We start from the raw sequence: 13,243 nt of genomic DNA, 5'->3' as shown, positions 1-13,243 counted from the left end.
ATATTTTACTCTATAGCTTCTTCTATAAGCGATGTTAAAACTTCAATTCCTTTAGGCTGAAGGTGCACACCATCATATGCAAAATATTCAGCATGGTTAGTTGATGCAGAATACCAATCAATCAAAGTTACATTATCTCTTTCTTCTGTTTTTTTACTCAAAGCGTTGTTAACTTGTTTTTCCCATTGACGTGGAACACGAACGTTTACTAAGTAAATATCAGCTTTATCAAAGGAATCAAGTAAGGTATTAATTTGGCTATCAGTAAAATAACCATTTGTTCCCAGCCCTATAATTACTGCTTTATTTGCAGCATTAAAGGCTGAATATGTAGGTGCAAGTTCAATAGCTTGAAAGAGTTGCCTTCCAACTTTTCCGTCTATGGTGATGTTACTATGTATTTTATGGAGACTTTCCTCAATATCTAGCATCACAGAATCGCCAATTGCTAGTACTTCATCATAAGATTTAGTGCTAGCAGGAGAAATTGGCTCAATTTGTGCAATTTCAGTTACAATTGGATCTTCAATTACCTTGAATTCCTTTGTATGTTTTGTAATGATTTCAGGTTTAAGCAATTCAGTTACATAGGCTTGCTGTTTAGCTCTTGCAATAACTGAACTAAAAAGGTTAACCATTATAAATACAGAAAATACTACTGTAATTGCAAGGCTTCTAGAAAAAGATATCTTTTTAAATTTCAACTTATTAAACTTTAACTTATTAATTGGATTATGTTTTTTATAAAACTCCCTAAACCCATACTTTTGTATAGGTATTTCTATGTACTGGTAAGAAACCTCTGCAATAATAAAAGTAAAAAGCAGTTGGAGGAATATACGAATGTAAGTATAATTTCCTGTTTCAAAAGCTGGTGTAGTTAAAATAATAATAGGATAATGCCAAAGATAAAGTCCATAGGATCTTTTACCAATTAAGCTTAGAGGCTTCCAGGAAAGTAAGTGACCTAAGTAGCTCTTAGGATTACATATGCAAGCTGTGAGTATTGCTGCATTTAAGCTAAGTAGTAGCATACCACCTCTGTATAAAAAGCTTTCATATTCATTGACGAAGATTACACTGAGAGTAAACACAGTGAAGGTAATCATACTTGTAATATTTAAGGTTTTTATTTTTTTCGTATTAGTTTTAGAGGATAAAACTTTTTTTATTGGAAAAAGCATAGCCATATAGCAACCTATTAGCAATTCAAAAGCTCTAGTATCTGTGCCATAATATACACGGCTAGGATCCAAACCTGGTTTATACATTATACCCATAAGTATTGCTGAACCTAAAGCTATCATAAAGACAAAGTTAGCAAACTTAAATTTATTTTTAAAGAACTTAAGACCTATTAATAAAACAACTGGCCAAATAATGTAGAATTGTTCTTCTATAGCTAAGGACCAAAGGTTTTTCAGTGGAGAAGGTGAATTAAAACTATCAAAATAAGAAACTTTGTGAAAAATGAACCACCAGTTACTTCCGTAGATAATAGAGGAGAGTCCATCTGATAAAACTGTAGTTATGAATTTCCTATTAAAAAGTGTTACCCAGATAAAGGTAGTGGTAATCATTGTGTACACGGCTGGTAGCAATCTTCTAATTCGCCTAGTCCAAAATTCTCGTAAACTAAATTTATCTCCACTTTCTAACTGTGATAGTATTTTTGAGGTTATGAGATAACCAGATATAACAAAAAACACATCCACCCCTAAGAAACCACCCATAGCAAAACTTAATTGGAAGTGGTAAGCAATAACTGCTAATACTGCAAAAGCACGAAGTCCATCTAAGCCAGGGATATACTGACCATTCTGCATATTTTTCAACATATAAACATCATCTCCTTAACTAGCTGTCTTTAAATATTATCTAAATATATATCCACAGGATTATATTTTTTTAGTTAAGTTTTAAAAATTAGCCATTTATAATATACGAAATGAGAATTGAGATTTTAGGGGGACAAATGAGTTTATTTAGCAAATCAAGTAAAATAATCCTATTGTCCAACTATTTTACTTACCACTAATATATATAATTTACTTTCTATAACTTCATATTGAAGAATAAGAACATATCTGGAATAATAAAAGAAGAAATATCAGGTTTCATGTTTATAAGGGAAGGGGAATATTAAAGATGAGTAATGAAAAGTGCGATCTGATTCACCCCAATGGTGTTAAAGAAAAGAAACTAGAAGTGATAGATGGATATACTATTAAATACCATGCAAAGGGTAACACCATTTGGTCTAAGGGTAAGATTGTAAATAATCAGCCAGAGGGATATTGGGAATGGTATCGACCTGATGGCACAATTAAACGCTCAGGATATTTTGAAAATGGAGAACCCACAGGTGAGTGGATTACCTACAATGCTAAAGGAGAAAAGCATAAGACCACTAAAATGGGAAAAAAAGAACTGTAGGTATCATAGATATAGAAGATATTTTATGTAAGATTCCTTTTTATACAAAGGTGTCTTAGTTCAAGGTAAAGCTACTTTAAATGTGCCTGAACATAATAAACGTATTAATTTAAAATACAAGTGTAAGAGGTAAAAAAATGAAACTTCGAGTACCAGATTATTTAAAAGAATTTAAATGTATAGCTTCACAGTGCGAGGATACCTGTTGTGCTGGGTGGGAAGTTGTAATTGATGAGGATTCCTATAAAAAATATAAAAAAGCAAAGGGTGAATTTGGAAAGAGGCTTCGTAGTGAGATAATCCACCGTGAGGGAGAAAACATATTCACTTTAAAAGGCGATAACTGTGCCTTTTTAAATGAAAATAAAATGTGTGATTTATATACCGAACTTGGAGAGGATAGTCTTTGCTATACCTGCAAAATGTACCCAAGACATATAGAGGAATTCGGAAATCTTCGTGAGATAGGAATATCACTATCATGTCCAGAAGCAGCAAGATTAATATTAAGACATAATAAAAAAGTGGAATTTGAAGTCAGTGAAATTCAGGAGGAAATCACTTCTTATAATGACATTGATGCTCTACTTTTTATAAATCTTCTGCAATGTAGAAAAGTAATTTTTCATATTCTTCAAAACCGTAATATTAAGCTAGAGCATAGAATTTCTTTAGTTCTTAAATTTACTAATGAAGTTCAAGAAGGAATAGATGAAGATAATTTAATGGGAATAAAACCTGTTATGGAGAAATACTTAGATATGAACTTTATAGAAGGTGTTATAAGTAACTTAGGTAAGTATAAAGGTAAAGATGAAGTTAAATATAACAATATGAAGGAGTTTCTTAAAGTCTTTAAAGAATTAAAACATATAAACCCTAATGACCCTTTGGGATTAGAGAAGGTTTTAAACTTCTTTTGGAACAGTGATAATGAAGAAGAATCCTATTTAGATAAACACAAACAGTTTAATCAGTATTATGAAGATAACTTATATAAGTTTGAAAATCTATTAGTTTATTTTGTATTTAGATACTTTATGAAAGCTGTTTTTGATTATGATGCAGCTGCTAAGGTAAACACAGCAGTGGTTAGCTACTTAATGATTAAGGAATTGTTTGTATTTAGGTGGACACAAAATGGAGAGCTTACTGAGGAAGATGCAGTAGACATAATGCATATGTACTCCAAAGACATTGAACATTTAGAAGAAAATATAGAAGCCTTAGCAGAGGTGTTTAAAACTAATCCAGTGTTTGAGTTAGAAGAACTTTTAAGTATACTTATGAATTAGAGAAAATTAAGGGGGGCATAATCATGAATAATATAATTGATATTACTTATGATGAAATTGAAGTAATTAAGGGTCTTTGGGAAAAAAATAGACAGTACCATGAGAACAGTTCAGAATACTTTAAGGAATCATATCGCTCAATGAACTTTGATGAGAGAATTAAAGCTTTTGCTGTGTTTAATAAGGATACAATGAAAATATCTGTTGCGAAAAGAAATGACGAATATATTGGGTATTGCATATCAACGGCAATCGATGGTGCGGGGGAGATACAATCACTTCACGTTGATGAAACTTACAGAGGTAATGGAATAGGAAAGAAACTTGTAGATAAACATATAGAATGGATGAATGAAAAGAAATGTAAAGTTATTGGGGTAACAGTATCACAGGAAAATGAATCCACAATAAGGTTTTACTCGAAATTTGGGTTCTTTCCGAATACCTTATATATGCAAAGAAAGTAATTACATTTTCTTATTTCATAGGACGTAACATCATATTTTATAATACTCACAAAGAAGGGTGAGAGCCTTGAAAAAAGAATAAAAAAGAAAACTTCTTAGGTGAGAGTAGTTATTGCTGTGAGAATTATGAATTACTTTAACTCAAAATAAAGGTAAATAATTTAAAATAAAAAAGTCCTAATCAATTTTGGTTAGGGCTTTCTTTTAATCATTATGAAAATAGTATCATCATGCTATGTATTTATTTGTATAGATTTAAGCGTAGCTAACTGCAAAAATAAAGTATAGCTTTGTTAGTTAATTTTAATGTATTCATTTATAGAAGCTTTTTAGTAAATAGGGTAGGCTCATATAAAAGTTAATTGCTATCATCTACATATAAATAAATCACTTTGGGGAAACCGTTGTATGGAGATTAAAGCAATTTCTCTATATGTAAAGGAGAAAATAAGTCAATTTTTATATAACATTACTTGGAAGCCAAGGCTTTAATATGTCAAAAGGTATCTTTGTATCAATAATACTTTCTCCCATTTTCACACTAGGCTTCAACTTTCCATGATAATCACTTCCACCACAGGCATAAAGGTTATGCTCCTTGCAATAATTAAGCAATTGTTTTGTTTTTTCAATAGAATGAAGGGAATGATAACATTCTACTCCATCAAGAGCATTTAAGGATATTATTGAATTTAAAAAATCTTCATAGTTATCTGCATAATATCCATAAAGGTGCGCAAGAAAAGACTTTCCACCAGCCTTTTTTATAGTAGCTGCAACTTCTTCCACTGTGAACCAATCCTTCAGCATATCAATGAAAAATGGACTTTCTACATTGTTTATACAAGTTCTATAAAATACATTCATGCTTTCATAGACTTCCGTGCCAAGATGCTTCTTATTTTCAGGATATTTTCTAAGATCATTATGAATGATTTGTGTTGCAAAATACTTTCCATCAATTGATAAATTATTGCTATATTTAAGGTTAAGATTTTTGCATATTTCAATTAATTTTTTTAGATAATCATTTTCCCTCTCATAAAAATTGGCATCTGAAATTAATCCCGATGAGGCTATTGTATCAAAATCAATACCATAACCTAGTATTTCGATTGGTTTCCCATTATGCACAGCTGAAAATTCACAGCCTGGGATAAGCTTACCTTGAAAGTAGTTATGAATATTAATATCTTTTAGCTTTTCATAAGCCCCAAGGGAGTTGTGATCTGTAATGGAAATATATTTTAAGTCAAGTTGTTGTGCTTTAATAAGGATATCTTTAGGTTCATCGGAACCATCTGAAGTTGTGGTATGTATATGTAAATCTATCATAGTTTTTGTAGCTCCTTTATTTGTAATTACATATTTAATTTTATATAACTTTAAAGGGTAATACAAGAAATAAGAAGTTTGTGAAGGTTTATTATAAGAATTTAACCAATGGTATTAAGTATGATATAATTAAGCTATTATTTGGAAAAAGTGTTTGAGGAGAGTAGTAAATGTATAAAATTCTTATAGTAGAAGATGATTTAATAATTGCTAAAACAGTAAAAAAACATATAAAGTCCTGGGGATATGAAGCAGAATGTATAACTGATTTTAAGGATGTGCTCTCTTTTTTTGCTTCCTATGATCCTCAGCTTATTCTTTTAGATATTACTCTGCCCTTTTTTAATGGCTTTCACTGGTGTAATGAAATTAGAAAGGTTTCCAAGGTACCTATTATCTTTATCTCATCTGCTTCAGACAATATGAATATAGTTATGGCTATGAATATGGGGGGAGACGATTTTATAGCAAAACCCTTTGACCTTAATGTGCTAACTGCAAAGGTCCAGGCACTATTACGCCGTACTTATGATTTTGCTGGACAGACTAATCTTCTTGAGCATAGAGGTGCAATACTTAATACCAGCGACTCCACTTTGAATTTTAAGGGGAATAAAATTGAGCTATCGAAAAATGAAAACAGGATACTGCAGATTCTTATAGAAAACAAAGGCAAGACTGTGTCAAGAGATACTATTATGACAAGGCTTTGGGAAACAGATAGTTATATAGATGACAACACCTTAACTGTCAATATAACAAGGCTGCGCAAGAAGTTGCAGGATATAGAATTATTGAATTTTATTAAAACTAAAAAGGGTGTAGGATATATGGTGGAATCATATGAAGAAAAAAGACGTTTTTAATCTTGTGCTTTTTTATTTAAAAGCTCGACTAAAAGGAAGTATTCTTTTGATTTTGTGCTGTTTAACCTTCGCACTGGTATTTTTCTTATATAATGTTCCTACAGAACCCATAGTCTATGCTAGTGTTCTCTGCGCAATTGTAGCAGTTGTTCTTCTAATTATAGATTTTCTAAGTCTATACAGGAAGCATAAACTACTTCAGGACTTAAAAAACAATATTGCTTTTAAATTTGATAATCTTCCTCAGCCTAAGGACATAATTGAAAGAGATTACTACGATTTGCTTACTATTATTTATAAGCAAAATCTTGGAATTACTCATAATGCAGAGGTAAATCAAAGTAACTTAATAGATTATTACACTTTATGGGCTCATCAAATTAAGACCCCTATTTCAGCAATACACTTAATCCTTCAGACAGAAGACAACGAATTAAGCTCAGAACTTTCTACGGAGCTATTTAAGATTGAACAGTATGTAGAATTTGTATTGCAGTACCTAAGACTTGAAAGCATGTCATCTGATCTTGTGTTAAAAAGTCAAAGTCTTGATAATATAGTAAAGCAAGCAGTGAGAAAATATGCAAGAATGTTTATAAGGAAGAGGATTAAGATGGACTTTAAAGACCTAAATTGTGAGGTTTTAACCGATGAAAAGTGGCTATTATTCGCTATTGAGCAGCTTTTATCAAATGCCTTGAAGTATACTAGGGAAGGCACTATTTCAATATATATGGATGGTGCTTCTGAAAAGACTCTTGTTATAGAAGATACGGGTATTGGTATAAAGGAAGAGGATTTAGCGCGTATATTTGAAAGAGGGTTTACAGGTTATAATGGGAGATGGGATAAGCGGTCTACGGGTCTTGGGTTATACCTCTGTAAGCAGATTCTAAATAAGCTTTCCCACGGTATAAGCATAGAATCAAGGGTTGATGAAGGCACAAAGGTAAAAATTAATTTAGAAACAATTCAGGTGGGTATAGAATAAATTTTTATTTCAACCTTACGAAGACGTAAGGTTAGGGGAAGAAGTGTAAGCCAAAGTTAAGGTAGACATTTCTTCCTTTTGTTATACTGAACAGGATAAGAATTTTGGAGGTTGAATAAATAATGTCAATATTAGAAGTAAAAAAACTTAAAAAAATATATACCAGTCGTTTTGGAGGAAATCATGTTCAAGCCTTATCTGATGTATCATTTTCAGTGGAAAAAGGTGAATATGTAGCTATCATGGGGGAGTCTGGATCAGGTAAAACTACATTGCTAAACATTATTGCAGCTCTTGATAAGCCTACAAATGGAGAGGTTGTTCTTAATGGTATAAGTAGCAGGAACATCAAGGAAAAGGAAATATCTAAATTTCGCCGTGACAATTTAGGTTTCGTATTTCAGGATTTTAATCTTCTGGATACTTTTTCATTGAAAGATAATATATTTTTGCCCCTTGTTTTATCTGGGAAAGCCTTTGATGAAATGAATGACAGGTTAAAACCTATAGCAAAGAAGCTTAGCATAGATGGTATTTTGGAAAAATATCCTTATGAAGTTTCTGGAGGTCAAAAGCAAAGAGCTGCCGTTGCTAGAGCTTTAATAACGAGTCCACAGCTTATCCTTGCAGATGAGCCTACAGGAGCATTAGATTCTCACTCTAGTGATGAGCTTTTGCGTTTATTTAATGATATAAATAAAGAAGGGCAAACTGTAATAATGGTTACTCACAGTACAAAAGCAGCCAGTCATGCAAGTCGCGTACTTTTTATTAAGGATGGAGAAGTATTTCATCAGCTCTATAGGGCTTCCATGTGTCAGGAAGAAATGTATCAAAAGATTTCTGATACCCTTACTATAATTGCTACAGGCGGTGATCGATTTGAGTAAGATGTTCTATGAAAAGTTGGCTGTAATTAATATTAAAAAGAATGGAAAGACTTACTTTCCGTATATGTTAACTTGTATCTGTATTACTGCTATGTTTTATATTATGGAGTTTATATCTGTAAATCAAGGCTTAGAAGTTATGTCTGGGGGAGACCAACTTAAAACTATACTGAAATTTGGAACTTATGTTATTGGGTTCTTCTCCGTAGTTTTTCTTTTTTATACCAACAGCTTTCTTATTAAAAGGCGTAAAAAGGAACTTGGTTTATATAATATACTAGGTATGGAGAAAAAGCATATTGCTAAAGTGTTGTTTTGGGAAAATTTTTTCGTAGCCCTTATAACTATGGCATTAGGACTTATTTTAGGAATTGCATTAAGCAAGCTTATGTTTTTAGTGCTTCTTAAGATTTTGAACTTTAAGGTACCCATGGGTTTTTTTATTTCGAATCAGTCTTTATTTAAAACCGCTGTTTTATTTGGGGTTACTTTTATCTTAATCCTTATGAATAATCTAAGACAGATCCATCTCTCAAACCCTGTAGAGCTTCTCAAAGGTGGTCAAGTTGGGGAAAAAGAGCCAAAGACAAAGTGGGTTCTTACACTAATTGGTCTTATCAGTCTTGGAACTGGTTACTATATTGCCCTAACTACAGAATCTCCTTTAGCAGCACTAAGTAGCTTTTTTATGGCTGTAATTCTTGTTATGGTAGGAACTTGGGCTCTATTTACTGCAGGAAGCATAGCTCTTTTAAAAGCACTTAGAAAGAATAAGAAATTTTATTATAAGACCAATCATTTTATAAATGTGTCTGGTATGATTTATAGAATGAAACAAAATGCAATAGGACTTGCTAACATTTGTATTCTTTCAACTACAGTTCTAGTGATGGTGTCTACTACAGTATCCCTATATATTGGTATGGAGGATGTGCTTAGAACTAGATATCCAAGAGATATTTCAATAAGTGCAAAAAACATATCAAAAGAAAGGGCAGAAGAACTTACTTCTATGATAAAAGAGCAGGCAGAAAAACAGGGCACTGCTATAAAAAATGTAGTTAAATATCGATCTTTAGATTTAGCTACAATTCAAGATAAGAATCATTTCACAGATTATCACAAAGATATAATCACAAAGGACTTGGGCTTCTTAGAATTTATACCCTTAAGTGAATATAATCACATGGAAAATAAGTCTATTACTTTAAAAGAAGATGAAGTGCTCATTTACACTTATAGAGGAGAAATAGCTGAAGATAGTATTAATATTTTAGGTAATGAGTTTAAAATTAAAGAGCGTATAAATACTATGACAGTAGATGGAATTGCTTCTTCAGTAGTTTCAAAGGGTTACTTTGTTGTGGTTCCCGACGAAAATACAATAAAAAAAATATTCAGTTCAAGTACTGAAGCTTCTAAAAATATTGGTGAGTTATCTTATTATTTTGCCTTTGATACTGATAGCAATGCTGAAGAGGAAATTGCATTGACTAAAGAGATTAATAGCAAAATAAAAGAGTTATCTGTTGATGGGAACTGTGAAGGTTTGGAAGAATCTAGAGTATCTTTCTTTTCTGTCTACGGAGGTCTTTTCTTCCTAGGTATATTCCTTGGAGCACTCTTTATTATGGCCACTGTGCTTATTATCTACTACAAACAAATTTCAGAAGGCTATGATGATAAGGAACGCTTTGAAATTATGCAAAAGGTTGGAATGAGTAAGGAGGAAATAAAGAAATCAATTAACAGCCAAGTGCTTATGGTATTTTTCCTTCCGCTTCTTACAGCTATTATTCATATTGCTTTTGCCTTTAAGGTTATAGTAAAGCTTTTGGAAGTATTAAATCTCACTAATGTTACACTGTTTGTATATTGTACAGCTGGAACAATTTGTGTCTTTACTATTTTTTATGGTATTGTGTATGTGCTTACTTCAAAAGTTTACTACAAAATTGTTAGTTGATTTATCCAGAAGCTTAAGGTCAAATGAAGAACATGGCAGAATCCCATTGTCTATGCAATACTTAGTATTAACTTCACCAAAAACTTTATTAAATTATATTAGTAGAAATTTTAAAAGTTCTAATGAATTTTCATTAGGGCTTTCTTTTTTGCAAAGTTTTTGTCTGTTAATTATATCCATGGATAAATATAATAGCGCATATGTAAGAAAAATCTTATCCTTAGGGCCTTATGTGGTGGTGAAATCTCCTGTAAGTGTGAGAAATAAGATTATTGATATGTTAAAACTTAGCCATCTGAAAATAAATAACAAGTCAAAGATGTGAAAGCTATTTTGTGTTCACAAGCAGGCTTGTGCCGACAAGGAAACAGGTTCCGCAGATAGTGGAGCTATCAAAGGGTTCTGTTGACGCAGTATAGCACAAAATAGATGAGCAGATTGACTTATTTATTTTTTGAAGATGCCTTAACTTAAAGCAGCTGAGATGAGGTATACTACAAACAATAGCATTATAATGTTTACTAGATGTATAATGGAGGTAAATTATACTTGTAAATTGTGATAACTTAAATTATGCTATATAACTAATGGATAAATATAAAGTTGGAGTTGATTAACATGAAAGAAGAATATAAAAACATAGAGAATTCTGAAGTAACACATAGTGATGCACAAGAGGTATGTATTGATACAAATGAAGAGGCATGGAATAAGGAAACTTATGATGCTTGGATACATAGGTTTGGAGAACCCTATGAAGCTGCCTCAAAAATTAAAATAAACCCTGAGAAAACTCTTTCTGTGCTTTATAGTAAATTTGTTGATGTGAAGGGCAAGAAAGTTATGAATTTAATGGGGTCAAACGGAAGTAAGGCAGTAGCACTAGCTCTTTTGGGTGCCAATGTTACTGTAGTTGATTTTTCAGAGGGTAACAAGCGTTATGCTTTGGAGTTAGCTGAAGCAGCAGGTGTAAAAATAGATTATATTTTATCTGATGTGCTAAAATTACCCCAAGACTTGTTTAGGGGTGATTATGATATAGTGTTTGCTGAAATGGGCATATTACACTACTTTACAGACCTGAAACCTTTTATGAATGTTATTTATAAGCTTTTACGTGTCAATGGAATGTTAGTAATTAGAGATTTTCATCCAGTTACAACTAAACTTATTTCTTCAAGGGGATCAACATCCAAAGTACGTAAGCATAAGGTAACTGGAGATTATTTTGATGTATCTCTACAGGAAAAGGATATATCTTACTCAAAATATTTAACTGATAATGAAGAACCAAAGAAAGTTCTTCTTCGTAAATGGAATCTGGGTGAGATAGTTACTTCTGTTGCTAAAGAAGGCTTTTTTATTAAAGGTTTAGATGAAGAACCTAACTTATCTTCAGATACTTTTGATAAGGGAATTCCAAAGACCTTTACTATAGTGGCAGAGAAGATTACTCCATAGGGAATGTTTATAGCAGCTGAACAGAAATGAGTTTAACTTAAATTAAATAAGTAGGTGTTTTTCCTATAAGATTTATTGAAAGCAAAAAAATTAAGGCTAACTTTAGTGTAACCTTATTTAAGAAAGAACTACGTTATATTAAGAAAAGCTATGTGACTACCACATAGCTTTATTTAATATAACGTAGTTATTTACTACTCAATTTTTTATTAAACTGAACTATTAAATAAGAAATTAAAAATAGTGTTGCTGCTACCATGAAAGAAATCTTTGGGTAGGTATCCATTAGGGCTCCTGAAAATAAGGAACCTCCCACCATACCCACAGAGTTTATGGAACTTTGTAGTCCCATTATTCTTCCATGCTGATTTTTACTATGCTTAGATACCATTGCTTGCAGTAAGGGGTTAAACATAGAAAGCACAAAGATAAATAATACAAACACACCTATAGTTGATTTAGCAAGTATATTTTCCTGCATACCAATGATCATAAGAGATATTCCAATTGCTAGAAAAACGTATTTTAAAGATTTCTTATCCCCAATTTTTCTAGATAGTCTTGGAGTTAGATAAATGTTTGCTATCATTCCGATGATACCTGTAAAGGCCATGTAGTAGCCTATCTGTAGTGGATTTAAGTTTAGATATTTCTTTAGGTAATAGTTTATACCATTTGAGTAAGTTGTATTTGAAAAGGAAGTTAAAAGCACTATTAAAAGTAAAACTCCTAAAGAAGTTGAAAGATAAGTTTTAAAGCTAGCTTTAAAAGATCCCTTTAAGTTTTCTTGTGAAGCTTCTTGTACCTTACTATGAACCTGACTCTTTGGTAAAAATAGCCTCATGAGTACAGCGTGAATAAGTAGTCCTGCTGCTTGAAAAGCAAAAGCATAATGATAATCCTTTGCTCCAATATAACCTCCAGTTAAATACCCTATGGATACCCCAAAACCAGTTATAGCTGTATAATTTGCAATTGCTTTGTTTCTTTCTTCAATATTTGTCTCATCTATAATATAAGCAATTGCATTTGTGAACACAGAGGAAGAGAATGCCCCTCCAAGGATTCTAAAGAAGATTATCATAGGCACTGAAGTAGAGAAACCAAAACCTAACTGAGCAAGGCCATAGCCTATGGTAGGTATGTACATAAATAGACGTCTATCTTTATATTTATCTGAAAGACTGCCCCAAATGGGTGACATAACAAAGCCAGCAATGGACATAGCAGCAAACATTACTCCATACATGAAGGAAGACATTTTTAAGCTTACTACCAGCTCAGGAGTAACAGGATGTCCCATATTAGCTAGAAGGCTCATAAGAAACATAGTACAGGTTAAGTAAATTATTTTTTTATTCAAGACAACACCTCATGTTAAATTCTAAATGAAAATTTTTTTTGTTTTAGGTTCTCAATGTTAAAATAATATGTTTTGAATTTTTACTTTTTATAGGGAAGCAAAGCCAGAACTTAACTTATACATGAGTTCTACCCTGGTTCCCTTAAGGGGTTATGAAGCTGAATAAGTTAAAA

Annotated in this window: 11 protein-coding genes; 8 read left to right on the top strand and 3 right to left on the bottom strand. The window is 31.9% G+C overall.

Features of this window, described 5'->3' with window-relative positions; genetic code table 11:
- Positions 1–5: 5 nt before the first annotated feature.
- Positions 6–1,838: an acyltransferase family protein gene (locus tag C661_RS24460; RefSeq protein WP_017416541.1), complete on the bottom strand. Its 1,833-nt coding sequence runs from the start codon at positions 1,836–1,838 to the stop codon at positions 6–8.
- A gap of 310 nt (positions 1,839–2,148) precedes the next feature.
- On the opposite strand from C661_RS24460, the gene C661_RS0116935 reads away from it, so the two are divergent.
- The 3 genes from C661_RS0116935 (at position 2,149) to C661_RS0116925 (ending at position 4,198) form a co-directional block, all read left to right on the top strand.
- Positions 2,149–2,436, top strand: a complete 288-nt coding sequence (locus C661_RS0116935; RefSeq protein WP_017416540.1) for a toxin-antitoxin system YwqK family antitoxin — start codon at positions 2,149–2,151, stop codon at positions 2,434–2,436.
- Between the two features lie 137 nt (positions 2,437–2,573).
- A complete protein-coding gene (gene fliB, locus C661_RS0116930; protein ID WP_017416539.1) occupies positions 2,574–3,731 on the top strand; it encodes a flagellin lysine-N-methylase in 1,158 nt (385 codons plus the stop codon).
- 23 nt (positions 3,732–3,754) lie between these two features.
- Positions 3,755–4,198: a GNAT family N-acetyltransferase gene (locus C661_RS0116925; protein ID WP_017416538.1), complete on the top strand. Its 444-nt coding sequence runs from the start codon at positions 3,755–3,757 to the stop codon at positions 4,196–4,198.
- Positions 4,199–4,657: 459 nt separating this feature from the next.
- Here the strand turns inward: C661_RS0116925 and C661_RS0116920 are convergent, their stop codons facing one another.
- Positions 4,658–5,533: a PHP domain-containing protein gene (locus C661_RS0116920; RefSeq protein WP_017416537.1), complete on the bottom strand. Its 876-nt coding sequence runs from the start codon at positions 5,531–5,533 to the stop codon at positions 4,658–4,660.
- A 170-nt stretch (positions 5,534–5,703) separates the two neighbouring features.
- Between C661_RS0116920 and C661_RS0116915 the strand changes: the two genes are divergently transcribed.
- From C661_RS0116915 to C661_RS0116890, 5 genes are all read left to right on the top strand, one after another.
- Positions 5,704–6,399 (top strand): response regulator transcription factor, encoded by a 696-nt coding sequence (locus tag C661_RS0116915; RefSeq protein WP_017416536.1) that lies wholly within the window; start codon positions 5,704–5,706, stop codon positions 6,397–6,399.
- A complete protein-coding gene (locus C661_RS0116910) occupies positions 6,377–7,390 on the top strand; it encodes a sensor histidine kinase (RefSeq protein ID WP_017416535.1) in 1,014 nt (337 codons plus the stop codon). The genes C661_RS0116915 and C661_RS0116910 overlap by 23 nt, the downstream gene beginning before the upstream one ends.
- A gap of 122 nt (positions 7,391–7,512) precedes the next feature.
- A complete protein-coding gene (locus C661_RS0116905) occupies positions 7,513–8,280 on the top strand; it encodes an ABC transporter ATP-binding protein (RefSeq protein WP_017416534.1) in 768 nt (255 codons plus the stop codon).
- Positions 8,273–10,246: an ABC transporter permease gene (locus tag C661_RS0116900; protein WP_017416533.1), complete on the top strand. Its 1,974-nt coding sequence runs from the start codon at positions 8,273–8,275 to the stop codon at positions 10,244–10,246. Before C661_RS0116905 ends, C661_RS0116900 begins: the two co-directional genes overlap by 8 nt.
- Before the next feature lie 618 nt (positions 10,247–10,864).
- Positions 10,865–11,707 (top strand): class I SAM-dependent methyltransferase, encoded by an 843-nt coding sequence (locus C661_RS0116890; RefSeq protein WP_017416531.1) that lies wholly within the window; start codon positions 10,865–10,867, stop codon positions 11,705–11,707.
- A gap of 187 nt (positions 11,708–11,894) precedes the next feature.
- On the opposite strand, the gene C661_RS0116885 is transcribed toward C661_RS0116890, so the two are convergent.
- The gene (locus C661_RS0116885) at positions 11,895–13,070 is read right to left on the bottom strand and encodes an MFS transporter (RefSeq protein ID WP_017416530.1); all 1,176 of its coding nucleotides are present in this window, start codon (positions 13,068–13,070) and stop codon (positions 11,895–11,897) included.
- Positions 13,071–13,243 lie beyond the last annotated feature (173 nt).

Source organism: Clostridium tunisiense TJ (genome assembly GCF_000300195.1).
Lineage (GTDB): Bacteria > Bacillota > Clostridia > Clostridiales > Clostridiaceae > Clostridium_J > Clostridium_J tunisiense.
The sequence above is the reverse complement of the archived record's forward strand: the minus strand, read 5'-3'. Positions and strand labels throughout refer to the sequence as shown.